The sequence below is a fragment of the Rhodococcus sp. AD45-ID genome, from assembly GCF_003023755.1.
Lineage (GTDB): Bacteria > Actinomycetota > Actinomycetes > Mycobacteriales > Mycobacteriaceae > Rhodococcus_F > Rhodococcus_F globerula.
Genome location: NZ_PYHL01000002.1, coordinates 514826 through 541625 on the forward strand (window position 1 = coordinate 514826; position 26800 = coordinate 541625).

General features: G+C 63.7%; 24 protein-coding genes and 1 other RNA gene. 13 read left to right on the forward strand and 12 right to left on the reverse strand.

The window, feature by feature from the left end:
* Positions 1–9: 9 nt before the first annotated feature.
* Positions 10–1323 (reverse strand): glycosyltransferase, encoded by a 1314-nt coding sequence (locus C7T36_RS18630; protein WP_052683508.1) that lies wholly within the window; start codon positions 1321–1323, stop codon positions 10–12.
* Between the two features lie 151 nt (positions 1324–1474).
* On the opposite strand from C7T36_RS18630, the gene C7T36_RS18635 reads away from it, so the two are divergent.
* Positions 1475–2530 carry a type III polyketide synthase gene (locus tag C7T36_RS18635; RefSeq protein ID WP_045067127.1) on the forward strand — a complete coding sequence of 352 codons (1056 nt, stop codon included), beginning with the start codon at positions 1475–1477 and terminating at the stop codon, positions 2528–2530.
* 34 nt (positions 2531–2564) lie between these two features.
* Positions 2565–3569, forward strand: coding sequence for a cobalamin biosynthesis protein (locus tag C7T36_RS18640; RefSeq protein ID WP_045067130.1), 1005 nt, complete (start codon positions 2565–2567; stop codon positions 3567–3569).
* On the opposite strand, the gene C7T36_RS18645 is transcribed toward C7T36_RS18640, so the two are convergent.
* The 3 genes from C7T36_RS18645 to C7T36_RS18655 are packed head-to-tail and all read right to left on the reverse strand — an operon-like array spanning position 3510 to position 5603.
* The gene (locus C7T36_RS18645; protein ID WP_045067132.1) at positions 3510–4403 is read right to left on the reverse strand and encodes an SURF1 family protein; all 894 of its coding nucleotides are present in this window, start codon (positions 4401–4403) and stop codon (positions 3510–3512) included. The two genes, C7T36_RS18640 and C7T36_RS18645, sit on opposite strands and share 60 nt — an antisense overlap.
* 50 nt (positions 4404–4453) lie before the next feature.
* A complete protein-coding gene (locus C7T36_RS18650) occupies positions 4454–4930 on the reverse strand; it encodes a low molecular weight protein-tyrosine-phosphatase (protein WP_045067133.1) in 477 nt (158 codons plus the stop codon).
* Positions 4917–5603 carry an HAD-IA family hydrolase gene (locus tag C7T36_RS18655; RefSeq protein WP_045067134.1) on the reverse strand — a complete coding sequence of 229 codons (687 nt, stop codon included), beginning with the start codon at positions 5601–5603 and terminating at the stop codon, positions 4917–4919. The genes C7T36_RS18650 and C7T36_RS18655 overlap by 14 nt, the downstream gene beginning before the upstream one ends.
* Before the next feature lie 56 nt (positions 5604–5659).
* Here C7T36_RS18655 and cobC point away from each other — a divergent pair, with 56 nt between their 5' ends.
* The 4 genes from cobC to C7T36_RS18675 all read left to right on the forward strand — a co-directional run bounded on the left by cobC (position 5660) and on the right by C7T36_RS18675 (position 9814).
* Positions 5660–6709: an Rv2231c family pyridoxal phosphate-dependent protein CobC gene (cobC, locus tag C7T36_RS18660; RefSeq protein ID WP_045067135.1), complete on the forward strand. Its 1050-nt coding sequence runs from the start codon at positions 5660–5662 to the stop codon at positions 6707–6709.
* The gene (locus C7T36_RS18665; protein WP_045067136.1) at positions 6706–7836 is read left to right on the forward strand and encodes a Nif3-like dinuclear metal center hexameric protein; all 1131 of its coding nucleotides are present in this window, start codon (positions 6706–6708) and stop codon (positions 7834–7836) included. Before cobC ends, C7T36_RS18665 begins: the two co-directional genes overlap by 4 nt.
* Positions 7837–7916: 80 nt before the next feature.
* A complete protein-coding gene (locus tag C7T36_RS18670; protein ID WP_045067137.1) occupies positions 7917–8654 on the forward strand; it encodes a zinc ribbon domain-containing protein in 738 nt (245 codons plus the stop codon).
* A complete protein-coding gene (locus C7T36_RS18675; protein ID WP_033233129.1) occupies positions 8651–9814 on the forward strand; it encodes a bifunctional RNase H/acid phosphatase in 1164 nt (387 codons plus the stop codon). Before C7T36_RS18670 ends, C7T36_RS18675 begins: the two co-directional genes overlap by 4 nt.
* Here the strand turns inward: C7T36_RS18675 and C7T36_RS18680 are convergent, their stop codons facing one another.
* Together C7T36_RS18680 and C7T36_RS18685 are read right to left on the reverse strand one after the other, a co-directional pair.
* Positions 9815–11050 (reverse strand): SLC13 family permease, encoded by a 1236-nt coding sequence (locus tag C7T36_RS18680; RefSeq protein ID WP_045067140.1) that lies wholly within the window; start codon positions 11048–11050, stop codon positions 9815–9817.
* Positions 11047–11574 (reverse strand): DUF1697 domain-containing protein, encoded by a 528-nt coding sequence (locus C7T36_RS18685; RefSeq protein ID WP_045067141.1) that lies wholly within the window; start codon positions 11572–11574, stop codon positions 11047–11049. The genes C7T36_RS18680 and C7T36_RS18685 overlap by 4 nt, the downstream gene beginning before the upstream one ends.
* A 54-nt stretch (positions 11575–11628) precedes the next feature.
* Here C7T36_RS18685 and rnpB point away from each other — a divergent pair.
* The 3 genes from rnpB (at position 11629) to C7T36_RS18700 (ending at position 14025) form a co-directional block, all read left to right on the forward strand.
* Positions 11629–12042, forward strand: an RNA gene (rnpB, locus tag C7T36_RS18690) — RNase P RNA component class A.
* Positions 12043–12378: 336 nt separating this feature from the next.
* A complete protein-coding gene (locus C7T36_RS18695) occupies positions 12379–12564 on the forward strand; it encodes a hypothetical protein (protein WP_033233133.1) in 186 nt (61 codons plus the stop codon).
* A 9-nt stretch (positions 12565–12573) separates the two neighbouring features.
* Entirely contained in the window at positions 12574–14025 is a 1452-nt protein-coding gene (locus C7T36_RS18700) for an RNB domain-containing ribonuclease (protein WP_045067143.1), read from the forward strand.
* 7 nt (positions 14026–14032) lie between these two features.
* On the opposite strand, the gene pip is transcribed toward C7T36_RS18700, so the two are convergent.
* From pip to panB, 3 genes are read right to left on the reverse strand one after another with little or no spacing between them, the layout of a single operon-like run.
* Positions 14033–15004 carry a prolyl aminopeptidase gene (gene pip, locus C7T36_RS18705; RefSeq protein ID WP_045067144.1) on the reverse strand — a complete coding sequence of 324 codons (972 nt, stop codon included), beginning with the start codon at positions 15002–15004 and terminating at the stop codon, positions 14033–14035.
* Entirely contained in the window at positions 15004–15435 is a 432-nt protein-coding gene (locus tag C7T36_RS18710) for a lipoprotein (RefSeq protein ID WP_033233135.1), read from the reverse strand. Before C7T36_RS18710 ends, pip begins: the two co-directional genes overlap by 1 nt.
* A gap of 54 nt (positions 15436–15489) precedes the next feature.
* A complete protein-coding gene (panB, locus tag C7T36_RS18715; RefSeq protein ID WP_033233144.1) occupies positions 15490–16335 on the reverse strand; it encodes a 3-methyl-2-oxobutanoate hydroxymethyltransferase in 846 nt (281 codons plus the stop codon).
* 196 nt (positions 16336–16531) lie between these two features.
* On the opposite strand from panB, the gene C7T36_RS18720 reads away from it, so the two are divergent.
* The 3 genes from C7T36_RS18720 (at position 16532) to C7T36_RS18730 (ending at position 22574) form a co-directional block, all read left to right on the forward strand.
* Complete coding sequence (locus C7T36_RS18720) at positions 16532–18115, forward strand: alpha/beta hydrolase (RefSeq protein WP_033233145.1); 1584 nt, start codon at positions 16532–16534, stop codon at positions 18113–18115.
* A gap of 107 nt (positions 18116–18222) precedes the next feature.
* Positions 18223–19563 carry a glutamine synthetase family protein gene (locus C7T36_RS18725; RefSeq protein WP_033233146.1) on the forward strand — a complete coding sequence of 447 codons (1341 nt, stop codon included), beginning with the start codon at positions 18223–18225 and terminating at the stop codon, positions 19561–19563.
* The gene (locus tag C7T36_RS18730; protein WP_033233147.1) at positions 19563–22574 is read left to right on the forward strand and encodes a bifunctional [glutamine synthetase] adenylyltransferase/[glutamine synthetase]-adenylyl-L-tyrosine phosphorylase; all 3012 of its coding nucleotides are present in this window, start codon (positions 19563–19565) and stop codon (positions 22572–22574) included. Before C7T36_RS18725 ends, C7T36_RS18730 begins: the two co-directional genes overlap by 1 nt.
* An 8-nt stretch (positions 22575–22582) precedes the next feature.
* On the opposite strand, the gene C7T36_RS18735 is transcribed toward C7T36_RS18730, so the two are convergent.
* From C7T36_RS18735 to C7T36_RS18745, 3 genes are read right to left on the reverse strand one after another with little or no spacing between them, the layout of a single operon-like run.
* On the reverse strand, positions 22583–23434 hold the full coding sequence (locus tag C7T36_RS18735) for a spermidine synthase (protein ID WP_033233197.1): 852 nt from the start codon (positions 23432–23434) through the stop codon (positions 22583–22585).
* Positions 23435–23459: 25 nt separating this feature from the next.
* Entirely contained in the window at positions 23460–24743 is a 1284-nt protein-coding gene (locus C7T36_RS18740) for an alpha/beta-hydrolase family protein (RefSeq protein WP_045067147.1), read from the reverse strand.
* Positions 24740–25423, reverse strand: a complete 684-nt coding sequence (locus C7T36_RS18745; protein WP_106939773.1) for a hypothetical protein — start codon at positions 25421–25423, stop codon at positions 24740–24742. The genes C7T36_RS18740 and C7T36_RS18745 overlap by 4 nt, the downstream gene beginning before the upstream one ends.
* Before the next feature lie 167 nt (positions 25424–25590).
* Between C7T36_RS18745 and C7T36_RS18750 the strand changes: the two genes are divergently transcribed.
* The gene (locus C7T36_RS18750) at positions 25591–26799 is read left to right on the forward strand and encodes a sensor histidine kinase (protein ID WP_045067150.1); all 1209 of its coding nucleotides are present in this window, start codon (positions 25591–25593) and stop codon (positions 26797–26799) included.
* Position 26800: the final 1 nt, after the last annotated feature.

A 26800-nucleotide genomic window follows, 5' to 3' on the forward strand; every position in this document is an offset into this window, starting at 1 on the left:
GGGCGAAGATTAGTGCAATTGTGAACCAGATGGGGGAGTTACGTTTTCGGACGCCCCCGCAATGGTTGCCGCGATGGTTGCGCTGGCTGATAGCTCGGAGAGGTCTCGTTGCAATTCCTGAGCGCGTGTGCGGAACGCTTTGTCGTCGAGGACACGTCGGACGGCGGTGGCGATGGAACGCGAACGTGGGGTGCCGCGTCGCAAGTTGATGCCGGTGCCGGAGATTTCCACCCGGCGGCAGATTTCGGCTTTGTCCTCGGTGGTTCCGGCAACGACCAAGGGGACGCCGTGTGCGAGGGCGTAGTGCACGCCGCCCCAGCCTCCGTTGGTGACCATGACATCGACCTTGGGAAGAAGTTGATCGTAGGGGAGGAACTCCGCGACGCGGAGGTTCTCGGCGGTGGCCGACACGTCGGAGATCGGGCGGCCCCCCGTAGTGGCGACCACAAGTACGTCCTGATCGGCCAGGCCGCGAATTGTGGGTTCCATCAATCGATTCAGGTCACCGTTGTCGAGGGTCCCTTGTGTGACGAGCACCACTGGTCGGTCTCCGTCGAGGTCGTTCCACCATGTGGGTGGCGTGAAATCGCTGCTCGATGTCGAGAGGATCGGGCCGCTGAACGTCAATCGGTGGTCGCGATCGCTGCGCGGATACTCGAACGATTCGGTGGTCAGCACAAATGTTTCATCGGCGAGTATGGGCCAGTTCAGAACAAAATCCGGGATCGGTGTGCCGGTCAGTTGTTGGTGTTGGCGGTCGGCGGACGACTGTGCGGCGCGCAGAATTCCGTACTCGAAAGCGCTGTTGAGCGCCTGGTTGCGGATGCGTCCGGCGCGGGTCGACGACGGTGGAAACCCCGGTCCGAACGGTGCGGTATCGATGCTCGTGCACATGAGAGGTGATGTGCAGATCGCGAATACACGCGGTCGGGAAGCGGGTGATCCGCTCAGCAGCGGGATCAATCCCATGAACAAATTCTCGGCGGCGACGGCATCGACGGATGTGGATTCGATGATGCGCTCAACTGCCCTGTACTGCGCGGACATCGATGCGACAAAGATTCTCTCGAGGTCGAATCGGGAACGAAGTGGTCCGGGCCGACGTGACCGTCCTGGGAACGCGGCTTCCATGTTGTGCTCGTCGAAATCGCATTCGGGGGGAAGGGGGATGTGTGTGATTCCCGCTGAGTCGGCGCGCCGCGCGAACTTGTCGCCGGTCAGTATCGATACGGAGTGACCCGTTTCGATCAGAGCTTTTCCGACAGCGAGCATCGGAACAACGTGGCCTGTCAGCGGTGCGCTGCAGAGCAGTATCGAACTCACCGGTCTCCTTGTTTCTGTGTATCGGTCTCGGATGCATTGTGAGACTGGACAGTCCGCCAAACGACGTAGGTCCCCGTTTTGTTCTCCGATGTGATTTCATCTGAATTCTGCACACTGTAGAAGCTTCAACCAAGTGCCTCGGAGGCTCGACATGACTACCGCCTACATCAACAAGATCTCGACGGTTGTGCCAGAGCATGACATACACGATGCCTTCGTGGAGTTCGCAGACAATTCCTTCACTCTTCGGCGCAAGCAGTTGCTGTTCCGCCGTATGGCCGATCGGGCGCAGATTTCGCACCGATACTCCGGAATCAGCTCGGTTGACGACTTTTACAGCGGCGACCCCAACGGAATCAACACCGAAACGCGCATGATCGAGTTCGAACGCACCGCACCGGCACTGGCCGTGCGCGCCGTGAACGGTCTGAATCTCGGTGACCGTGCCTCCGAGGTCACCCACCTGATCGTCATCACGTGTACCGGATTCTATTCTCCCGGAATCGACTTCGAGATCATCAATCAGTGTGGGATCAGCCCGTCCGTCGAGCGCACGCAGATCGGGTTCATGGGCTGCTTCGCCGGCATCAACGGACTCAAGCTGGCGCATCACATCGTTCGTTCGGAGCCCAATGCGCGGGTCCTCGTGGTCAGCACGGAACTCTGCTCGCTGCATCTGCAGAAGTCCGAGGATCTCGAGACGATGCTCTCGTTCCTCGTGTTCGGCGACGGTTGTGCCGCCGTCCTGATCTCCGCCGAGTCCGAAGGGCTGGCGATGAATTCCTTCCAGGCAGTGATGGTTCCCGATTCCGCGGAACTGATCACGTGGAGAATCGGTGAGCTCGGCTTCGACATGGTGTTGTCCGGCAAGGTTCCCGGGACCCTGTCGCGCGCTTTGGACGATGAAAGCATGAAGCTGATTCTTGCCGGTGCGGACAAGAGTGACATCGGCTTGTGGGCTGTGCACCCCGGCGGTCGGTCCGTACTCGATGCCGTCGAAACGTCTTTGGAGTTGGCGCCGACCGATCTGGCCGCATCACGAAAGATCCTCAACGACTACGGAAACATGTCCTCGGCCACCGTGCTCTTCGTGCTGGCAGAGATGATGGAGCAGAACAAGAACGGCGAGCACAGTGGAAAGGCCGGTTGTGCGATGGCTTTCGGTCCGGGACTGACCGCGGAAACCATGCGGTTCCAGGCCGTCTGAACCTGACGGCAGCGGGCGCGGGTAGAACTGTTCTGTGCTCAACGCGTCCAAGAACCGTCACCCTGTCACTGCTCGCGCCGCCGGCCTGCTCCTCGGCTTTGCGGCCGACCGCTACTTTGCCGACCCCGCAAGGTTTCATCCCGTCGCCGGTTTCGGTACGAGTGCGATTGTTCTGCAGCGGGTTTCCTACTCCGACAGCAAGGTTGCGGGCACCGTGCACGTAACGGTGTTGTTGACCGGAGTGGGGGCACTCGGAGTGGTCTCCGAAAGCGTTGCTCGACGCGGCGGGTGGCTCGCACACGCCGGTGTCATGGCCGCGGCCACGTGGGCGGTGCTCGGCGGGACGTCGCTCGCGCGGACCGGACACGACATGGCCGTGCGGCTCGAGGAATCCAGGCGAAGTGGGGACCTTACCGCTGCGCGCGACCTACTCCCGTCACTGTGCGGACGCGATCCATCGGTCCTGGACGAGGAGGGCCTCACCCGAGCGGCTCTGGAATCGGTGGCCGAGAACACGTCCGATGCGACAGTGGGCGCGCTGCTGTGGGGTGCCGTGCTCGGTATCCCGGGCTTGTTCGTCTACCGCGCCGCAAACACATTGGACGCGATGATCGGCTACCGCTCCGAGAAGTACCGCAACTTCGGATGGGCCGCAGCCAGGTTCGACGATCTGGTCAATCTTGTGCCCGCCCGATTGACCGGTGTGATCACCGCCGCATCGGCACCGTTGGTCGGCGGTTCGCCGCGCGAGTCTCTATCCGCGTGGCGTCGTGACGCGTCGGCGCATCCGAGTCCCAATGCGGGCGTGGCCGAGGCCACCGCTGCGGGAGCATTGGGTATCTCGCTCGGAGGACGCACGCAGTACTCCTACGGCGTCGAAATGCGTCCAGTGCTCGGAAACGGACCAGCCCCGACGCCGACGGATTTGCGCCGGGCGTCGAGGCTGTCCTCGATAGTTCAGATCGGAGCCGCGATAACGTCAGCGGCTGTTGCCGTAGCGGTCGGCAAGTTTGACTTCCTTCGCCGTTCGCGGAACTGACTCGGGCTCCGGCTTTTTGCGACGCCCGATAGTGCGTGCTGGGGTCGGAGTCGGCGCTGGAGTCGAGTCGTCGCCAGCTGTATCGGCAGACTCTTCCTTCTCCTTGCGTCGCTCCCGCCATTCCGCACGGATGAAGTACGCCAGTCCGAGTGGTGCCATGATGCCGAATGCGAGCCACTGGAATCCGTACGAGAGATACGGGCCGGCGTCGAGTTGGGGGAGCGCAATGGTGCCGAGTCCGCCTGGCTGGTCGGGCTCGAGCTGGATGTACGCGTTGACAAGATCGGTGCCGATGAACTCGCCGATCGGGCCCGCGTCGATGGAGTAGACCTGCTTCGCGCCGTCTTCGAACATCGGAACTCGGCCGGGGGCCGTGCCCTCCGACAAGCGAACCCGGCCGTTCAAGGTGACGGGATCGGTGGGCGGCGCGGCAATCGGAGGCGCTTCCGCACCCGTGATCGGCCGCACGAAGCCGCGATTGACGAGGATGGTTCGGCCGTCGTCGAGGGCGAACGGAGTCAAGACCTCGTAGGCCGGTGCACCCTCGACGGACTGAAGGCGGACGAGGATGTCGGCATCGGGGAGATAGGACCCGGTGGCTGTGATGTTTCGCCACTCGTCGGCCGGCGCGATGGTGCCGTCGGCGATGACATTGCCGATGGGCACTGTCTCCGCGTTGATGGAATTGGAGATCAGATCGTTGCGGTACTCGGTGGACGTGTTCTTTCCGAGCTGCCATGGCGCCAGCACGGTGAAGCACATGTAGGCGAAGATGCCGACCACAGCTGCCAGTACCAACCAACCGGGCCGCAACAAGAATTTGAGTCTCCGCACGACTACTACGGTATCCGTTCTTCCGAACTGAGTGAATTCAGCTCCGCGTCCTACAGTCGTTCGCGGATCCAGACCAGGATGTCCGGAATTGCCGCTTCGATCTGATCCTGGACCAGTTCGAAATCGGAGAAGTCACCGTAGTAGGGGTCCGGCACCGAGTCCCCGTCGGCATCGGGGTCGAAGGAACGCAGCAGCCGACGTCGTTCCGTCGGAACGCCAAGGTGAGCGAGCTCACGATCGTGGCCGGTGTCGAGGGGTACGACGAGGTCCGCCGACAGGTGGTCGTCGTTGACCTGAGCTGCGCTGTGGCCGGTCGGGTAGTTGGCCGCGAGGAGAATCTTGTTGGTTCGTGAGTCGGCTTCCTCGCCGCTGTGCCAGCCGTCGATACCGGCGCTGGTCACCCGAACCTGATCGTCGAGACCTTCGCGTTGCAGATGGCCGAGCAGGATTTTCTCTGCCATCGGCGACCGGCAGATATTGCCGGTGCAGACAAACGTCACGTGCAGTACTGACTTAGTGCCGGCCATCGAGTAGTCCTCCCAGTTCGGTGGTCGACGCAACCGAGTGACGGGCGCCGTCCGCTTCGGATGCGTGACCGTAACCCCATTCGACGAACAGCGCGGGAATTCCGAACTTGGCTGCTCCCAGAACGTCGTGATCGCGATCGCCCACCATGATCACATCCGCGGTGCCGCCGTCGGTTGCGCTCACCGGGGTCAGCCCGAGTTCGGTCAACGAATGCGCGATGACATCCGGCTTGGCCCGCCGGGAACCGTCGTCGCTGGCGCCGCCGATGAACTCGAAATAGTGGGCGAGGCCGAAGTGCTCGAGGATACGAATCGCAAACCGTTCCGACTTCGACGTCGCGACCGCCAAGCGGGTGCCGTGCGCGCTGGCCCGGGCGAGTACATCGTCCATACCGTCGAAGACCGAGTTTTCACTCCAGCCGACGGCGTCGTAGCGCTCGATGTACGCGCCGATCGCCGCGTCGACCTCGTCGGCGGGCATATCCATCGAGCGGAATGTGTCGATCATGGGCGGGCCGATGACTGCGGCGAGCATCTCTTCGGTGGGTTCGGGCCGGCCGACGGTAGCCAGCGCATGACGGAACCCGCGGTGGATTCCGGGGGCCGAATCGGTGATGGTTCCGTCGAGGTCGAAGAGGACAACGGGAAAACTATCGAGGGGAAGTGAGCTCACAGAAGCTCATTATCCCGCACGTGGAGAGCCCTGTCCGCGCCCGTAGTCTCGTCACCGTGAGTATCGCAGCGGACAACCTGGACAGTTTGCGTCACCACGGGGACGTCGACGCGCAGCCGGGGCTTCTCGATTTTGCCGTCAACGTCCAAGGAGACGGGCCACCGGAGTGGCTTCGGGAGCGTCTGGCGCGCGAGCTGTCGAGCCTCGGTGCGTACCCGTCTGCGGCCGCGGAACTGCGGGCCAGGGAAACCGTCGCTGCGCGCCATGGCCGACGGCCCGACGAAGTGCTGTTGCTCTCCGGTGGAGCCGAGGGATTTGCGATGCTGCCCAGGCTCGGCTCGACATCGGCTGCGTTGATCCATCCCTCGTTCACCGAACCGGAATTGGCTCTGCGCGAAGCCGGTGTGCCCGTGACGCAGGTGATCCTGGAACCGCCGTATCTGTTGCGTGACGCAGCCGTCCCCGAATCGGCAGATCTGGTGGTTCTGGGTAACCCCACCAATCCGACGTCGGTGTTGCATCCGAAAGTCGATGTGCTTGCACTGCGTCGGCCGGGCCGAATTCTGGTCGTGGACGAGGCCTTCGGCGACGCGGTGCCAGGTGAAATCGAGAGTGTCGCTGATCAGTCTCTGCCGGACGTGCTGGTGCTGCGCAGTCTGACAAAGACATGGGCGCTGGCGGGTTTGCGATGCGGCTACGCGCTCGGAGCAGCCGACGTGCTGACGCGGCTCACCGAAGGCCGGGCACATTGGCCCCTCGGAAGTTTGCAGATCGAAGCGATCAGGGCCTGTTGTGAACCATCGGCGGTGGCGCAGTCGCAGGAGAAGGCAACTGCGATCGCTCGTGATCGCGAGTCGTTGTGCCGCGAGCTTCGCGCCCTCAGCTTTTCGGCCAACGGTATTTCGGTCCACGAGCCTGCGTCGGCACCCTTTGTTCTGCTCGAACTTGCCGACGGCGAAGCGATGCGTCGGCATCTGCGCGAGCGCGGCATCGCTGTTCGACGGTGCGATACGTTCCCCGGACTCGGCCCGAATCATCTGCGGTTGGCAGTCCGCCCGCCGCATCAGGTGTCGATCCTGATCGACGCGATGAAGGAGATCTTGTGAGCACAACCCTCGCCGACGTCATAGCTGTACTCGAGGCCGCGTACCCACCGGCATTGGCCGAGTCGTGGGACTCCGTCGGATTGGTGTGCGGGGACCCGGCCGATTCGGTGAGCCGCGTCGTTTTTGCCGTGGATCCCACCGAATCCGTGGTCGACGACGCAATTGCCTCCGGCGCGGACCTGCTGGTTGTGCACCATCCGTTGTTGCTGCGCGGAGTGGACACCGTCGGCGCGCACACGCCGAAGGGCGCCTTGGTGCACAAGCTGATCAGAGCGGGATGTGCCTTGTTCTCGGCGCACACCAACGCCGATTCGGCCGATCCCGGCGTCTCCGACGCTCTGGCGGACGCCTTGGGTCTGACCGTGCTGCGCCCGATCGAGCCGAAGCCCTCACAGCCCCTGGACAAGTGGGTGGTCATGGTGCCGATCGACCACACCGACGCAGTGCAGGGCGCACTGTTCGAGGCAGGAGCCGGCCGCATCGGCGACTACAGCGAGTGCAGCTGGACGGTCACGGGCACCGGGCAATTCCTTCCCGGCGACAAGGCAACTCCCGCAATCGGAAGCGTCGGCGCGCTCGAGCAGGTCTCGGAAGATCGGATCGAGGTCATCGCGCCGCGCACCGAACGCGCGGCGGTACTCGACGCTCTGCGCACCGCACATCCCTACGAAGAACCGGCCTTCGACGTGTTCGAGCTGGCCACCTTCCCGAGTTCTCGGGGCCTCGGCCGCATCGGTGAGCTTCCGCACGCCGAAACGCTGCGTGAGTTCACGGCGCGAGTCGCAGGAGCACTGCCGTCGACGGAATGGGGCGTTCGCGCGGCCGGCGACCCCGACGCGATGGTGCGTACCGTCGCGGTCTGCGGCGGTTCCGGCGATTCGTATCTCGGTGTGGTGTCCGCGCTGGGCGTCGACGCGTACGTGACGTCCGACCTGCGGCATCATCCGGCGGACGAGCATCTGCGGGCCGGTGGACCGGCGCTCGTCGACGTTGCACATTGGGCCAGTGAATATCCGTGGTGTGCCCAGGCGAAGTCGGTGGTCGACGCCGCATTCGGGTCCGTTCCCGAGTGGCACAGTCGAGTCAGCACCATCCGCACCGATCCGTGGTGCCTGAGTGCGTCGTAGGTGGCCACCGATCAAGGTACGGTTGCACGAACATTTCAACAGCAGACCCGTCACCGGACATACAGCAGGAGTTACACAGCGTGAACGTCCAACCACAGGTGCAAGCCAAGCTTCTCGACCTCGCCGGCGTGGATGCGGAGCTCACCCGGATCGCACATCGACGCGGTGCGCTTCCCGAGCAGCAGGAAGTGGACCGTCTCGAGGCTGAGCGCATCAGCCGCAAGGACGCGTCCGTCGGCGTCGAAATCCAGATCGACGACATCGATCGCGATATCCGCAAGCTCGAAGGTGAGATCGACGCTGTCCGTCAGCGCGAAGACAAAGACCGCACTCTCTTGCAGAGCGGCAACGTAGCAGCCAAGCAGCTCACCGAACTCGAACACGAACTCGGCAGCCTTGTGCGTAGGCAGGGGCTTCTCGAAGACGAGTTGCTCGAGGTCATGGAACAGCGTGAGGCGCTGCAGGCAGATTACGATCACGCCGGCGCGCAGCTGTCGCAGGCAGAAGAGGAACTGATCGACGCCAAGCGTCGTCGCGACGACGCTATGGCCGATCTGAACAAGGCGCAGGAGCGCTGCGTCGCGGACCGTGAGCGTCTGGTCGGCGAGTTCCCCGCCGATTTCCTGGCGATCTACGAAAAGCAGCGCACCCTCGGGGGACCGGGCGCAGCCCTGCTGCAGGCTCGCCGCTGTGGTGCCTGCCGGATCGAAATCGACCGCGGTGAGATCTCGCGCATTGCCGGCACGGCATCCGACGTTGTTGTCCGTTGCCCCGAGTGCGGCGCAATCATGGTGCGTACCAAGGAGTCCGGTCTGTGAGTTTGTCACGAGTCATCGTCGAGGCCGACGGTGGATCGCGGGGAAACCCAGGTCCGGCGGGGTACGGCGCTGTCGTGTTCGACAGCTCTCGCACGGTGCTGGCCGAACGCAAGGAAAGCATCGGCACCGCCACCAACAATGTTGCGGAGTATCGCGGGCTCATTGCGGGATTGACCGCTGCCGGTGAACTCGGCGCCTCCGACGTTGATGTCCGGATGGATTCCAAACTGGTTGTCGAGCAGATGTCCGGTCGCTGGAAGGTCAAGCACCCGGACATGATTCCGCTCCAGCGCAAGGCCGCAGAGGTGGCGGCGCAGTTCGCGAGCGTGACGTACACCTGGATCCCCCGGGCGGAGAACTCGCACGCGGATCGACTGGCAAACGAGGCGATGGACGCGGCTGCCGGAATGGAAACTGCCGGCCTTGACTCTGCAGGTATCGAGACCGCAAGCGAACCCGTCCCGGTGTCCACACCGAGAACTGCGCCCGCCGAGACCTCGTCCGAACCGCAGATCGCCGGTTCGCCTGGGTGGACGGCCAGCGTGGGCAAGCCGACGCGGATGTTGTTGCTGCGTCACGGTCAGACAGCGATGTCGGTCGATCGCCGTTATTCGGGCCGGGGTAATCCGATCCTCACGGCACTGGGGCGCGCTCAGGCCGCCGGCGCAGCAGCACGTTTCGGCAGTCGCGGTGGCATCGACGCCATTGTCTCGTCTCCGCTCGGCCGCACGCGCGAGACAGCCGAGGAGTCGGCGCGGGTTCTCGGCCTGCCGGTGATCGAGCACAAAGGTCTGATCGAAACCGATTTCGGCGACTGGGACGGGCTCACGTTTCGTGAAGCGGCGCAGCGTGATCCGGAACTGCACACGGCATGGTTGTCCGACACGTCCGTGAAGCCGCCCGGCGGTGAGAGCTTCGACGAGGTTCGCGAGCGTGTTATTGCCGCGCGTGACGATCTGATCGCAACGTACGGCGGGTCGACACTGCTCGTCGTCTCTCATGTGACACCGATCAAGACCCTGGTGCAATTGGCGCTCGACGCTGGTCCGTCGTTGCTGTACCGCCTGCACCTGGATTTGGCGTCGCTGAGCATTGCCGAGTTCTACCCCGACGGTGGAGCATCGGTGCGACTCGTTAACGACACGTCGCACCTGCGCTGACTACAGAACAAGCCAGAGAGCGCTGACTGCCCCGAGAAGGGTCAGTGGCGTCGTAGCTAGACCGAGCAGTGTGAAGGTTGCCAGCGTGGGCGCAGCGTCCACGCTGGTGGCCACTCGCCGCCACAGCATTGTTGCGAGTGAGCCGACGTAGGTCAGATTGGGGCCGAGGTTCACCCCGATGAGCATGGCCAGTACCAGGCCGGTCGGGGCCGAGGGGCCAAGGGCCGCGATCATCAGCAAGGTGGCCGGCAGGTTGTTCACGAGGTTCGACGCGATCGCCGCGACCGCTGCCACCACGAGCAGCGAGACATAGCCGGTATCCGACGGCAGTATCCGTGCAACAGCGTCCCCGACGGGACCGTGTGCGACGCCTGCCACCACAACGCCGAGCACCAGCACAAATGCGCAGAACCACAGATCGGCCGCGTACACGATGCGCTTCAGGTCGGTTCTGCGGCGACGGAGAGCGATCGCAGACAGCACTGCCGCGCCGGCGACGGCCACCCACGCCGGTTCGATGCCGACGAATCCCGAAGCGGCAAAGCCGAACAGCGTTGCGCCGATGATCGACAACGGCAGCACGGGTGCGGGGGAGTGGCGGATTTCCGGAACCGGTCCGTCGGTTGTGTCCGCGCGCAGCTCCGATCGGAAGAACCATCGAAAGATCACGTATTCGATCACGATCGTCACGATCCACGGCAGCGCCATCAGGGCGGTGAAGTGCAGGAAGGTCAGTCCGGTTGCCGAAAACGCAATGAGATTGGTCAGATTGGAGACGGGCAGCAGGGTAGACGCCGAATTCGAGAGGTGCGCAGCGGCATACGAGTTCGGTTGTGGGCTGGCGTTGATGGATCGGGCGGCAACGATAACGGCCGGGGTGAGCAGCACGACCGTTGCATCGAGGCTCAGTACCGCGGTTGTCAGGGCCGCTGCGCCGAAGACGTAGGTGAGTAGGCGGCGCGGATCGCGGCGCGAGCCTTGCCGCAGAACCTGACTCACCCAGTGAAAGACACCGAGAGCGTCGGCGGCATGAGCGAGGATCAGCACCGCAACCAAGAACACGACGGTCGGTGCCATTGCTGTCACTTCATCGCGGGCTTCACCGACAGTGACCGCGCCGGCGAGAACCACGGCAATCGCGGCGGGGCCGGCTACCACGATCTCGGGCAGCCCGCGTGGGCGAACGATCGCGAACACGAGCACAACGCCGACCAGAATGATCGGAAGCAGGCTCACTTCAGAAGTTTGTGGAGCGTGTTCAGATTGCGGGTGGTGGTGTACGCCTTGAATTTCGGTTTGCCGGTGTTCTTGCCGAAGGCGCTCTTGACGGTCATGCCTTTCTCGACCTCCCAGTACAGAACGCCGTCACCCGGTGCTACCTGTTCGACTGCCGGGTCGAGTCCCGCGGCCGATTCGGCGAGGTCTGCGAGCACCGACGGCTCCGACGCGATCATCGCGTATGCGTGCCAGCCTTCGCGGTCGGAATCGAAGGGATATCCGTCGACAATGGCCTGCAGCGCTGCGGTGTCGAGCACGAACACCCAGGCTTCGTACCCGAATTCGCGGTTGAGTGCGGTTTCGATGGCTTTCTTCAGCGCGGGCACATCGGCGCTGGTGCTGTCGAAGAGGACATTGCCTGACGCCAGGACCGTTTTCACACGCTCGAATCCGAGTTCTGTGAAGACGCGCGCAAGGTCCACCATCTTGATGTTGATACCGCCGACATTGATGCCGCGTAGCAGGGCCACGTACCGAGTCATACAGCGACCATAGTTCGGGTCACCGACAGCCACCCGGTAACCTACTGGGGCGGACGAGTTGGCCGGGCGGCCGCGGATCAGGGAACCAGCGCGTAGTGTGCACAGGCCCTGAGTCGAGGAAAGTCCGGACTCCACAGAGCAGGGCGGTTGTTAACGGCAACCCGAGGCAACTCGCGGGACAGTGCCACAGAAAACAGACCGCCTGCCTTTCGGGGCAGGTAAGGGTGAAACGGTGCGGTAAGAGCGCACCAGCACCCCGGGTGACCGGGGTGGCTAGGTAAACCCCGCCCGGAGCAAGGTTGAAGGTCGCATCGCGTGCGGTGCGGCTGCGCAAGTGTTCGAGGGCTGCTCGCCCGAGCTTGCGGGTGAACCGCGTGAGGCACCCGGCGACGGTGTGTCCAGATGGATGGTCGCCACTCGTCACTTCGGTGTCGAGGACAGGATCCGGCTTATACGCCAACTCGTTCGCCCTGACTTTTTCAAGGCTTCGCAAGCGCATACAACCCCCGCCGGCATGGCCGACGGGGGTTGTATGTCGTAGTTCGTGTGGCGGTTATCAGATGGGCTTGATGACCAACAGGGTCGCCCAGTAGGTTGCCGCGTCATGGCCCATGAGCGGGAGAAGGTAATCGTAAAGAATTGCGGACATTGCGCGCTCCAATTTCTGTTCGTAGCTTGTCGAGGGCGATCAAGCAGAACTCACCGTTCGATTGTCCGGTTTTCACCTGCCAGGCCAAGTCGAAAGAATAGCAGTCTCACAGCGATCTACAAGCCTGACTCCCACTGAAATGCCACACTGTATTCATGACTGATGAAGATCGACTCTGGTACTTCGATGTGTCCGATGGTTCTGTCTCCCAAGGCAAGGGTCCCTCATCTTTGACGAGAATGGGGCCGTACCCTGATCGGGAGTCGGCAGAGCATGCACTGCAGATCGCCGCGGAACGCAACAAAGCCGCTGATCGGGCCGACGACGACTGGAACAACTGAGTTCGGTTTATGCGCCGAATCGAAGGTGGAGGACGCGTGCCCCTAGGTCGAATAACGGTGCAGGGAATCGACTTCGGGACGATTCGGGCTGAGTTTTCGTTGCCCGACGCGTTCGGCAGTGCGGCGATGGTCGAGGCCGAGAATGCCCGAGATCGCCATGCGGACGGCCGACTGGACGCTACGCACATCGAGTTCGTCACCATCGATCCGCCCGGATCGATGGATCTCGATCAGGCAGTCCATCTCGAAAAGTCAGCAGACGGCTTTGTTGTCCACTACGCCATCGCGGACGTTGCCGCGGTGGTGGTTCCGGGCGCCGCGCTCGACATCGAAACCCGGGGGCGGGGCCAAACCTTTTATCTCCCGGACGGTTCCGTACCCCTGCATCCGCGTGTGTTGTCGGAAGATTCGGCCAGCCTCCTGCCGGACGTGGTTCGTCCGGCAGCGCTCTGGCGAATCGAACTCGACGTCAACGCCGAGCCGACGTCGTGGTCCGTAACCCGAGCCCTCGTGAAATCCGTGGCGCGTCTGGACTATTCGACGGTTCAGGCCGACGCCGATGCCGGTACCTTGCACCCGTCGATCGCGGCGCTACCGGAATTCGGCCGTCTCCGCGGTGACTCGGCGGTAGCCCGCGGTGCCATCGAGTTGAAGTTGCCGGAGCAGTCCGTGGTGCGGGAAGAAGCCGGACCGGATCAATCCGGTCGGTGGCGAATTGTGTTGGAACCGCGGACGGAAGCCGACGACTGGAATGCCGAAGTGTCGCTACTGACCGGGATGTGCGCCGGCCGAATGATGATCGACGCAGGTGTCGGATTGTTACGGACGTTGCCGCCGGCCGAGCAATCAGCAGTGGACACGTTGCGGAGAACTGCGGTTGCGCTGGGTATTACGTGGCCGCCGGGCAAGACGGTGGGGCAGATTCTTGCCGGACTCGACGCGCAGGAGCCGTCCACGATGGCCTTGATGTCGGTAGCGCCGTCTTTGCTGCGCGGCGCCGACTATGCGGCGTTCGACGGCCAATTGCCCGATCTGACAGTGCATGCGGGCATCGGCGCGCCCTACGCTCACGTGACTGCTCCGCTGCGCCGGCTGTCCGATCGATTCAGTACCGAGATATGTCTGGCGATCAGTGCTGGTACGCCCGTACCGGATTGGGTGCGGACCGCGTTGCCTGAATTGCCGCCGATCATGAGCGGATCGGATTCCGTCGCGAACAAGGTGGATCGCGCATGTATCGATCTGACCGAGGTGACGTTGCTCGAGGGCCGCGTCGGCGAGGTATTCGATGCTGTGGTGATGCGATCCAAGGACGGCAAGCGCGCTGCCGAGGTGTTCATACCGTCGGTGACCGTGATCGCCAAGTGCGTCGGCACTCCCGACGACGGTGAGCGGGTGAAGGTGCGACTCACCGCCGTCGACACAGCTAAGCGGACTGTGGAGTTCAGCTTCCCGGCATAGAGCCGAGTTACCGGTAGGAGTCTGTTGCCTCGAGCAAGTGATGGGTGATGCCGGGTTCCATCGCGGAATGGCCGGCGTCGTCGACGATGACGAGCTTCGACTCCGGCCAGGCATTATGGAGGTCCCAGGCGCTGGTGGCGGGGCAGACGACGTCGTAGCGGCCTTGCACGATTGTTCCGGGAATGCCGTGCAGGGCCGAACTCTTGGTCAGCAGTTGAGCTTCGTCGATGAAGCCGGCATTGACGAAGTAGTGGTTCTCGATCCGCGCGAAAGCCAGGGCAAAGCGTACTTCGGAGTTCTCCTCGACCTTCTCCGGTTTCGGGATCAGGAAGCTTGTCGAACCCTCCCATGCGGACCAGGCGACAGCGGCGCGCTCTGCCACATCCGCGTCGTCGGAATGCAGGAGGCGGTGGTAGACCGCAACCAGATCATCGCCGCGCTCGTTCTCGGGTACCGGTTCGAGGAACTTGGCCCAGCGTTCGGGGAACATATGACCCGCTCCGCCGTTGTAGTACCAATCGATTTCGCTTCGGCGCAGGAGGAATATCCCGCGCAGCACGAGTTCGGTGACCCGAGTCGGGAAGGTTTCGGCATAGGCGAGTGCGAGAGTCGAACCCCACGACCCGCCGAACACCATCCACTTCTCGATTCCGAGATGCTCACGCAGGGCTTCGATGTCGTGCAGCAGTTTGTCGGTGGTGTTGACCGACAGATCGGCGCCGTCGGCGACGTGCGGCGTCGACCGACCGCATCCGCGCTGGTCGAGAAGGATGATCCGGTATGCGTCGGGATCGAAGAACTGCCGCAGCGACGGGTGTGTCCCACCGCCGGGGCCGCCGTGCAGGAATACGACGGGTTTGCCGTCGGGGTTTCCGCTGATCTCCCAGTACATGCGTTGGCCGTCGCCGACGTCGAGAAAGCCCGACGTGTGTGGCTCGATCGGGGGATAGAGTTCGCGGAGTTCACCGGTTTCGGTCATCAGAAACCGACCATGCCCGAAGCGAGGTCGGGGATCTCCAGCGCGTACAACGCGCCATCCCGGATTTCCGGGCACGTGGCCGCCATCGCCGTGTCGACGCGATCACGATGCGCCGCAAGGTCGATCAGATTGATGCCGTTCTGGCTCGCCCAGGATCCGACCAGGAGGTTGAGCGCGCCCTTGCCGAGCGTCGGGGTGACTGTTCGCCAATTCTGCAGTTCGGCTTCCATGTCCGAGCACAGCTGCTGCACCTGCGCTTCGGTGAACGTGCCCGCCGCGGCAGCGGTCGTGGTTGCCGCGGCCGATGTGGTCGGTGTGGCCGAGCTGGGCGCGGGAGAGGTTGTGGTCCCTCCCGCGCATCCGCTCAGAACCGTCACGAGAGCAGCCGAACCAACAACGGCAGCTGTGAAATGACGACGGTTACCGATCATGAACGCACCCCTGAATTTCTTTTCGAGAGACAGGCGGCGTTCGCCGGTCTCGGATCAGAAACTGTGCTCGACGGCCGGGAAGGCGCCTGTGCGAACTTCTGATGCATAGGCTGCGGCCGCGGAGCGCAGTTCGTCACCGACGTTACCGAAACGCTTGACGAACTTGGCTGTCTTACCGCTCGTGTAGCCGGCCATGTCCTGCCAGACGAGGACCTGGGCGTCGCATTCGTTGCCCGCCCCGATGCCGACGGTGGGGATGGTCAATTTGCGTGTGACCTGGCCCGCGATGTCGGCCGGAACCATTTCCATGACCACCGAGAAAGCGCCGGCTTCCTGCACTGCAATGGCGTCGGCCACAAGTTGGTCGGCACCGTCGCCGCGGCCCTGGACGCGGAATCCGCCGAGCGAGTTGACGCTCTGCGGGGTGAAGCCGACGTGCGCCATGACGGGAATACCGGCAGCAGTGATAGCGGCAATCTGCTTGGTCATCCGCTCGCCGCCCTCGAGCTTCACGGCGTGGGCGAGGCCCTCTTTCATGAAGCGGGTGGCAGTTGCCAGAGCCTGTTCGGCGGAGGCTTCGTAGGTGCCGAACGGGAGGTCGGCAACAACCAGTGCGTGGGGTGCGCCGCGAACTACACCGCGAACCAGCGGGAGAAGTTCGTCGACGGTGATCGGCACCGTCGTGTCGTAGCCGTATACGACATTGGCGGCGGAATCACCGACGAGGAGAACCGGAATGCCGGCTTCTTCGAAGATTCGGGCCGTCGAGTAGTCGTAGGCCGTGAGCATCGACCAACGTTCGCCGTTCTGCTTCATCTCGGCGAGGTGATGGACGCGGGTCTTGCGCATAGGAGCAGCCGGGGTAGCAGCTGCAGAACCGTACAGAGGAGTCTCGGACATCGTTGTCCCTTTCGTGCCTCGAGGCCTTAGGCGTTGATTGCCGTCGGGTCCCCGGGTGTGGGTGATGACACGATCAGTCTGCCACCGGAAACCGTCGGTGCGAATAGCAAAACCTGGTGCGATGGGTCACATCGGTTACCAGCCATCCGAAGTAGCGAATGGCTGGTAACCGCTGTTTCCTGGCACCATCGACGGTATGTCGAAGTTAGTTCGCCTCTCCGGTGTGTGTGCCGCAAGCGTCGCTGCTCTCCTGTTAGTTGCCGGTTGCACTGTTGCCGACGGCGACAATCCCTCCACCGATTCTTCAGGGTCCGGAACCTCTGCGGCACCCGCTTCGGTTCCGGCAGGGTTGGAGAAGTTCTACGAGCAGACCCTCGACTGGGGTTCGTGCGAACGATTTGCCACGCCAGGTGATTCGCCGCTCAGTAGTTCGGTCGACTGCGCCGCGGTGACGGTTCCCGTCGACTATGCGAATCCGACCGGAGACACGGCGCAGGTTGTCATCTCGCGAGCGGCAGCGACGGGGGATCGAATCGGATCGCTGCTGATCAATCCAGGTGGACCGGGTGCATCGGGGCTGGCGATGGCAACCCAGGGCTCCAGGACACAGCTCGCCGAGCGCTTCGACCGGATCGGGTTCGATCCGCGGGGCGTGGGTGCGTCGACGCCTCAGGTGCGCTGCCTGACGCCGGCGGAGTTCGATGCCGAGCGCGCGGATGTCGATATCGACATGACGCCCGAAGGGATTGCCGACGCGGAGCAGGACAGCAAGGACTACGCCGCCGCGTGCGTGGCGAACACCGGAACCGACTTCCTCGCCCACGTCGGCACGTATGAAGTGGTGCGCGATATGGACGTGATCCGCGGTGCGCTCGGTGATTCCGAGTTGAACTTCCTCGGGTTCTCGTACGGGACGCGAATCGGTTCGACCTACGCCGAAACCTTCCCGCAGAACGTTCGGGCGATGGTGCTCGACGGCGCGTTGGATCCGAATCAGGACGTCGTCGACGAAGTTGTACTGCAAGGAGAGGGCTTCCAGGTCGCGTTCGACGCCTTTGTCGCCGACTGCGTGTCGCAGCGGGACTGCCCGCTCGGAAGTGATCCGGCGCAGGCGCGCGAGAGATTGCAGGCGTTGCTGGAACCGCTGATCGACAACCCTGCCGACACCACGGATCCGCGCGGTCTCAGCTACGGGGACGCGATCACCGGTGTGCAGCAGGCGCTGTATTCACAGCAGTTGTGGACCACGTTGCGGATGGGGCTGTCCGGCCTGGCGGACGGCCGGGGTGATGCGCTGTTGAGTTTGGCCGACCAGTACGAGGGGCGAAATGACGACGGCACGTATTCCAATATCAACGATGCGTTCAATGCCATCCGGTGCGTCGACGATCCGGCTACAACCGATCGGGCAGAAGCCGGTGAGGCCGACACGCGGTATCGCGAGGCCGCACCGTTCCTCGACGACGGCCGAGGCACCGGTCAGGCGCCGCTGGATCTGTGTGCGTTCTGGCCGGTCCCGGCGACGGGCAGTCCGCATGAGCTCGATCCGCAGGCTCTGGCCGATGCCGGCCTCCCGACGCTGGTCGTCGTGTCGACGACGCAGGATCCGGCTACTCCGTATCAGGCCGGCGTGGATCTCGCGAAGCAACTCGGGGCCGCGCTCATCACGTTCGAGGGAACACAGCACACCGTTGTTCTGGACGGCGAACCGTGCGTCGACGACGCGGTCGTCAACTACCTCGTCTACCTGAAGGTCCCGGAGGACGGCCTGACATGTTAGCGCCTGTAGGCCCGCATGCAGGGGCTATGTGAGAGTGACGCATCACTCGGGTAACTCGTGCCGCTGATGTAACACAGATTTAACGTGGCTTGCTTACTCTCGCGTGCATGGATCGCCAAAAAGAATTCGTGCTTCGTACCCTGGAAGAGCGCGACATTCGGTTCGTCCGCTTGTGGTTCACCGACGTTCTCGGTTACCTCAAATCGGTGGCGATCGCCCCCGCGGAACTCGAAGGTGCCTTCGAAGAGGGAATCGGTTTCGACGGTTCCGCCATCGAGGGATTCGCCCGAGTGTCCGAAGCGGACACCGTTGCCCGCCCTGACGCGTCGACTTTCCAGATCCTGCCGTGGGCGCACAAGGACGGCGCGCAGCATTCGGCTCGCATGTTCTGCGACATCACCAACCCGGACGGTTCGCCGTCGTGGGCTGACCCGAGGCACGTGCTGCGTCGTCAGCTGAGCAAGGCCAGTGACCTGGGCTTCAGTTGCTACGTGCATCCCGAGATCGAGTTCTTCCTCCTCGAGAACGGTCCCTTGGACGGCACTCCGCCGATCCCGGCCGATTCCGGTGGCTACTTCGATCAGGCCGTGCACGATTCGGCTCCCAACTTCCGTCGTCACGCGATCGACGCTCTCGAGTCCATGGGGATCTCGGTCGAGTTCAGCCATCACGAGGCCGCTCCCGGGCAGCAGGAGATCGATCTCCGCTACGCCGACGCGTTGTCCATGGCCGACAACGTGATGACGTTCCGGTACGTCGTCAAGGAGGTCGCGATCGGCGAAGGCGTGCGGGCGAGCTTCATGCCCAAGCCGTTCAGCGATCAGGCCGGTTCGGCGATGCACACGCACATGAGCCTGTTCGAAGGCGACACGAACGCGTTCCACAACCCGGACGATCCGATGCAGCTCTCGGAGACCGGCAAGGCATTCATCGCCGGCATTCTCGAGCACGCCAACGAGATCAGTGCCGTCACGAACCAGTGGGTCAACTCCTACAAGCGCCTGGTCCACGGCGGCGAGGCTCCGACGGCAGCGTCGTGGGGACCCTCCAACCGCTCGGCGCTGATCCGCGTGCCGATGTACACGCCGAACAAGGCGTCGTCGCGTCGTGTCGAGATCCGCAGCCCAGATTCGGCATGCAACCCGTACCTGACGTTTGCGGTGCTGCTCGCGGCCGGTCTGCGCGGCATCGAGAAGGGCTACACCTTGCCTCCCGAGGCCGAGGACGACGTGTGGTCGTTGACCTCCGCCGAGCGTCGCGCCATGGGGTACAAGGAATTGCCGAGCAACCTCGACGGTGCTCTGCGCGAGATGGAGAAGTCGGAGCTGGTGGCCGAGGCTCTCGGCGAGCACGTTTTCGACTTCTTCCTGCGGAACAAGCGGCGTGAATGGGAGGAATACCGCAGCCACGTGACGCCGTTCGAGCTCAAGACCTACCTCGGCCTGTGATGGTCAAGCCGCCGTCCGCACGATCCGTGGTACCCGGGCCGGGCCGGCTCGGGTTGGTCGAGAACACCGCAGCCGACGAGCTTCGCCAACTCGGCTGGGTGGACTCGGAGAGCATCGAACTCCTGTGGTCACTCTCGCGTTCCGCCAACGCCGATCTTGCGTTGCGCACGTTGGTGCGCATCAAGGATTCGCTGGGCGACGGATGGAGTGACCTCGACGACGCGCTGCGTAAGGACAAGAGCCTGCGCGGACGGCTGCTCGGGCTGATCGGAGCGTCGGCGGCATTCGGTGATCACATCGTTGCCGATCCGTCCTCTTGGCGCATTCTCGACGGCACGTCACTGCCCACCAAAGCCGCCGCCACCACGGCGCTGCTCGGCGCCGTCGGCGCAACGTTGGACGAGGGCGCAACCCCAGGCTCGCAGACTTACCGTGCTGCGATGACCGGTCCGGACGCAGTTGTTGCGCTTCGGAAGTCGTACAAGGATCAGCTGATGTTGCTGGCCGCGTGCGATTTGGCGGCCACCGTCGAAAACGAACCCGTGGTTCCTTATCAGACCATCGGGCATCAGCTCTCGGATCTGGCCGACGCGGCACTGACTGCGGCTCTGTCGGTAGCGATCGCCACCGTGTGCCCCGAAGGCACGTGCCCCATCCGCCTTGCGGTTATCGCGATGGGCAAATGTGGTGCGCGCGAACTGAACTACGTGTCCGACGTCGACGTCGTGTTTGTTGCCGAACCGGCCGACGCCACTGCCTCTCGCGTAGCGGGCGAGTTGATGAGGATCGGCACGTCCGCGTTCTTCGAAGTGGATGCTGCACTCCGCCCCGAGGGTAAGCGCGGCGAACTGGTGCGTTCACTCGATTCCCACATCGCGTACTACAAGCGGTGGGCCAAGACGTGGGAGTTCCAGGCTCTTCTGAAGGCCCGTCCGATGACGGGGGACATGGAACTCGGGCGTCAGTACGCCGAGGCCATGAGCCCGATGGTCTGGACGGCGTCCGAACGTGAGGACTTCGTTCCCGAAGTGCAGGCCATGCGCCGACGCGTCGAGGAAATGGTTCCGCCCGAGATGCGTGAGCGCGAGCTCAAACTCGGTCGCGGAAGTTTGCGAGACGTCGAATTTGCCGTTCAGCTCCTGCAATTGGTGCACGGCCGCGCCGATGACACTCTGCACGTGCAGAGCACAGTCGATGCGCTGACAGCGCTGGCCGCCGGTGGTTATGTCGGCCGAGACGACGCCGCGAACCTCACGGCGTCCTATGAATTCCTGCGTCTCCTCGAGCATCGTCTGCAGTTGCAGAAGCTCAAGCGCACCCACACGTTGCCGCCGCCGGACGACGACGAGGCGTTGCGTTGGCTGGCCCGCGCCGCGCACATGCGTCCCGACGGCCGCCTCGACGCGCTCGGGGTGTTGCGCGCCGAGATCAAACGGAACTCCCATCGAATCCGCCGGTTGCACGCCAAGCTGTTCTACCGTCCGCTGCTCGAGTCCGTGGCGCGGATGGACAAGGAATCGTTGGCGCTGGGGCCGGAAGCTGCCGTTCGCCAGTTGGCGGCGTTGGGATACACCGCCCCCGAGAATGCGCTCGGGCACCTCACGGCCTTGACAGCGGGAGCGTCCCGCAAGGGCCGGATCCAGGCGCTGCTCTTGCCGACGCTACTCGAATGTCTTGCCGACACACCGGATCCCGACGCCGGACTGTTGGCGTACCGACGCTTGTCCGACGCACTGGTCGATCAGACCTGGTTCCTTCGGTTGCTTCGCGACGAGGCTGCCGTCGCCGAACGTCTGATGACGGTGCTTGGCTCTTCCGCGTACTTGCCGGATCTGCTGATCAAGGCACCAGACGTCATTCGCCTGTATGCGGATTCGCCGAGTGGCCCGCGTCTGATCGAACCGGTACCCGAGGACGTCTCGCGCGGTATTCTCACCGCCTCAGCGCGGCACAGTGACCCCAATCGCGCTGTCGCAGCGGCACGTTCGTTGCGTCGCCACGAGTTGGCGCGCATCGCGTCGGCCGACATTCTGGGAATGCTCGACGTTCCGGCGGTGTGCAAGGCGCTGTCGTCGGTGTGGGCCGCGGTACTCAACGCGTCGCTGTCCGCCGTGATCAAGGCCAGTGTTGCCGAACTGGGAACGCCCGCCCCTGCGGCGTTCTCCGTGATCGGCATGGGCCGACTCGGCGGCGGCGAACTGGGATACGGCTCCGACGCCGACGTTCTGTTCGTGTGCGAGCCCGTCGAGGGCGTCGACGAGACCGTTGCGGTCAAGTGGGCCAACAGCATTGCGGACAAGGTGCGCAAGCTTCTCGGTGCACCGAGCACGGATCCGCCGCTCGAGGTGGATACGGGACTGCGCCCCGAGGGACGCAACGGCCCGATGGTCCGCACCCTCGAATCGTACGACGCCTACTACGCAAAATGGGCGCAGGCGTGGGAGATTCAGGCACTGCTTCGCGCCCACCCGGTAGCCGGTGATCCCGATCTGGGTCTGCGATTCCTGCACATGATCGACAAGACCCGTTATCCAGAGGGCGGCGTCAGCGAAACGGCGGTTCGCGAGATTCGCCGAATCAAGGCTCGCGTCGATTCCGAACGTCTCCCTCGTGGAGCCGATCCCGCTACGCACACCAAACTGGGTCGCGGCGGACTGGCCGATATCGAGTGGACCGTGCAGCTGATCCAGCTGCGTCACGCCGACAAGATTGCGTCGTTGCACAATACGTCGACGCTGGAAACGCTGGACGCGATCGGTGCAGCCGAGTTGCTCAGTGAATCCGACGTGGAGTTGCTGCGCGATGCGTGGATCACGGCGACCAAGGCCCGCAATTGCCTTGTGCTGGTTCGCGGAAAGCCGACCGATCAACTGCCAGGACCGGGACGCGTCCTGTCCGCCGTGGCGCAGGTTGCGGGATACGGAGATGACTCGGGGGAGTTCCTCGACAACTATCTCCGCATCACGCGACGGGCAAAAGCGGTGGTGGAACGGGTGTTCGGCGGAGAGTAACGCCGACTTCAGTCTTCTCGGACGGATGCCGAGGCTGCAAACTTGCGGACCTCGGCGTCTCCCCACACATGTGCGGGAACTCCGCCGCCCAGGAGTTCACGGGCAAGGGCCGGCGACTGTGCGATCGGAACGTCGCTACCCGCGATGATCATATTTCCGTAGCGCCTGCCCTTGAGCATTGCGGGATCGGCGATGATGGCCAGGTGCTCGAACTGCGCACCGATGGTTGCAGCTTCGGCGCGCGCCCCCTGCAAGTCCGGGGTGTCGCCGCAGTTGACGAGGTAAATCCCGCCCGGCGCAAGGACGCGTCGTACGTGGGTGGTGAACTGCGCCGTGGTCAGTGGAACCGGAGTTGTGCTGCCCGCAAAGACATCTCGGATGATGATGTCCCGCGTCGAATCGGTGAGAGTTTCCGTGACCGCGCGCGCTTCGCCGACGCGGATGCGTAGCAGTGGTGCACGCGGCAGATCGAACCAGTCGCGAACCAATTCGGCTAATGCGCCGTCGATTTCGACAACAACCTGACGGGCGTCGGGGTACGTCGCGCAGATGTACCGAGCCATCGAACAGGCGCCGCCGCCGAGGTGCAGGACGCGCAGACGCTCTTTCGGATCGCGTTCCGAATCGACCAGGTGGGCGATCCAGCGCATGTACTCGAAGTCCAAGGTCTTCGGGTCGGCCAGATCGATGTGTGAGCTGGGAACACCGTTGATCTGCAGAATCCACCCCGTGTCCGAGTACTGATCACGAACAAGTTCACACGTGCCGGTGTCGATGGGGAAGACGCCGGGAACAGGTCCGTCGTCTCGGCGGTCGGGGGTGGTGCTGCGAGTCTTGGTCTTGCGCGTTCCTTTGGCCACTGCACCCACTCTAGGCGCTTGTGTTCTAGTGGCAGGTTCCGAGTTGCGTGCCCTGCTCGGTGCCGTATCGGTGACCGTGACCCGCGGGGACGTCGAGGGAGGCGAGCATGTCGACGCTGGTCTGAAGGAAACTGACCACCGGAATCCACTGCGGCATCGGGGCGTCCTGGACCGCGCGGCTCAGGTCTGGTGGCGTCGTCGCGAGGGCCGGCGACCACCACACCACAGGATCGGAGGTGTTGGCCAGAACGGTTGTCCCGTCCACTCGGGTAGCGCCGGCGGGCGGTCCGGCCCAGAGGACGGCGCACAACTGCGTCGGAAGGGACTCGGCCAGGGCAGCGCTGCCGCCCACGGCGCCAAGACTCTGGCCGTAGAGATAGAGGTCGGGGCGTTCGGTGGCGGGAAGTTCCGCGATGCGGGTGGCGACCGCGGTCAGCATTGCCTGCGCCGATTCCTCGGCATCGGAGCGTTGGAACAGAAATGCAGCCCAACTCGGTGCAGCGGAGTACTGCTGACCGACGATCGCGACGTCACTGCCGAATCGCTGCTCGATACCGTCGACGGCCCGAGTGTCGATCCACCCCGAACCGGTGGGGACGGCCACAACGACGGCGCTGCGAGCAAATCCGCCGACGCGGTCGAGTTCGGCCACCGCATGGTCGGCCCGCGATCCTGCGTCCGGTCCGGAGTCGAGATCGGCGTAGACACGCACCGAATCGGTCCCGGCGGCAAGGAACTTCAGCCCTTCCACTGACTGCGCAGACGCGGTGGCGATGCTGCCGAAAGCCAGCTGAAGTCCGAAGGCGCAGATCGCTGCTATGCCGATGGTGCGGGCAAAACCCAGGCGGTGCAGTACTTTCCGAATGCCCGATGCCACTGTGGTCAGGATCAGTACGGTCAGTGCAGCGATGCAGATGACTTCGATCCAGTAGCGAATTCCGACCGGCGGCGCCCCCATTGCAACGCGGAGTGAGTTCTGCCAGCCGTTGGCAGACGTAGCGAACAGCGCAACAACGGCGGTGGCAACGATCGCAATTCGGGTGCGCCAGGATCGAGTGTCGAACCGTTCCGATCGTGTCCGCAGCGGCAGTGCGTGCCATGCAGTCGTCAGTGCCCAGGCAACAAAGATTCCCACCGCCATGAGCACACCGCTGAAGAGTCCTTGCAGTACGGCGGTTCTCGGCAACAGGCCGGGTGCCAGAGATACTGCGGCCATCGAACCCGTGGCTACCGTTGCCGAGATGCGGGGGAGCGGGACCGCTGCGATCCGGGAGAGCACCGACGGTTGGACGGTATCGAGAACGCTCATGCTGCAACGGCTTTCTGCGAGTAGGCGCCGGCCGCGGCAGGTCGCCGTGGCCGAAGGAAGGTGAGTCCGAGTGCGGAGAGGCCGAGCACACCAGCGGCGGCGTATCCGAACCCGGATTCCTGAACCGGCGTCAGGTAGTTCTGACGCCACGAATTCCCGTTCACGGCAGTGGTTGCGATGTCGGCCATGGCAAAGCAGTAGGACCGCGACGCCGGGGATTCCCTCGTGTCACAGGCATCGTGCATTCGCTGGTCGAGTTGGCCGTCGAGCGCTTGCCGTGCCCATGGGCCGAGCTCGTCGCCGTGGAACTGTGCGTAGCGGAGCAGGTCGTAGCCAAGATCGTGGGCCTTGCAGGCGGAGTCGAACTCGTCGGGAAGGGGAACGGGGGACGAGCAGGCACCGTTCGGATTGGCGAGGTGACCGGCGACGATGACGGGTTCGTAGCCTGAGAACGCGGCAAAGTCGCGCGGCACGCTTGGTGCGGCATCAGAGCTGGTGACCGCTGCAACGGCCTGTGCGGCAAGGTGATTCTCCGGCGCTGCCGCTTGCACGTCGCGAGGCGCGGCACTGATGGTGACCGTCGCCGCTGCGACAACACTCAGCGCTGCCCAGGTTGCGCTACGCTGTGTCGCCCAGATAGCGCTGCGCCGGGGCAGCGTCGTTGCTCGTGTGATCCGCATACTGTCGACGCTATGAACGGCGGACGCACCTGAGCATCGCTCCGCAGAGTGGTTTGTCTGTGCTCTGGGGTGAGAGGAACCCTGGACCACTGATACTGCGGAGTTAGGGGTTTCTCACTCCGCAGTATGACGACTTTCGAGGGTTCGCTTCCTAGGCTGGACAGGTGATGAAGGCAGGAAAGATGAAAGTGGCGCAGGCGAGTGTGACCCGCGCGTCGCGGCGGTTGACCGGTGATCAGTTCGCGAACGTGGCTGTAGTTGTCGTGACGTTGATTCTCTTTACGGTCGCCTGGCCGACGTTGCACCTGACGCATGCGGTGTCACCGCCGATTCAGCCGTTCGTGGCTGCGTTGGCCGCGTTTCCCTTTGTCCTGATCCGAATCAATCCCGCTCTGGGATGGGCTGTTTCCGCGATCTCGGCGTTGGTGATTCCACACGTATTCGATCTCGTGCCCGGGTACGAATATCCCTGGCAGGTCGTTCACATCATGGTGATCATGGCTCTGCTTGCCGCGGTCAGTCTCACTGCTGCGGTACCGGTGGTGGGGGTTGCGTGGATCTCGACGGTCCTGTTGTTCTTTGCCGAGACTCCGGGCCAGGACGGTGCCGGGTGGGCGGTGGGTCTGACCGCGCTGGTGGTTTTTTGCTTCCTGATTCGGTGGCTTGTTCTTTCACGTCGTGCGTTGGCGAAGCAGGAAGAGGTAAATGAAGTCGAACGTGCCCGCCGAACCGTGTTGGAAGAGAAGGCCCGGATAGCCCGCGAGCTGCACGACATTGTCGCCCACCACATGTCGATGGTGGTGGTGCAGGCGCAGAGTGCGCCGTACCGACTCGGCGACGTGACGCCCGAGATCCGCGCCGAGTTCGATTCGATCGGTGACACGGGGCGCGCTGCGCTCAACGAGATTCGCGGGTTGCTGGGTGTACTGCGCAGCGACGCCGAAGCCACCCAGGTCGCACCGCAACCGGGAGCGCTGCAACTCGACGAGCTACTGGCAGGCAGTGCCCGCGCGGGAATTCCGTTGGTATGGAACGTGGATGGTGATCGAACACGCGTGTCGGCGTCCACCGGTCTTGTCGTGTATCGCATCGTGCAGGAATCGATCACCAATGCCGTCCGGCATGCACCGGGTAGCCCCATCGAGGTATCCGTCGAGTTCGGCCAAGCGTCCACGCAGGTTCGGGTGGTGAACGGACCGCCGGCGGGTGGCGGTGTCCCGACTTCCAGTGTCGCCAAGTCTTCGGATACCGCCGGTGGCAATGGAATCCGCGGGATGGTCGAGCGTGCGTCCGCCGTCGGCGGAATGGTTGACACGCAACTGCTGGCGGGCGGCGGGTTCGAGGTCCGCGCTGTATTGCCGACGGTCGGCGCCTAGG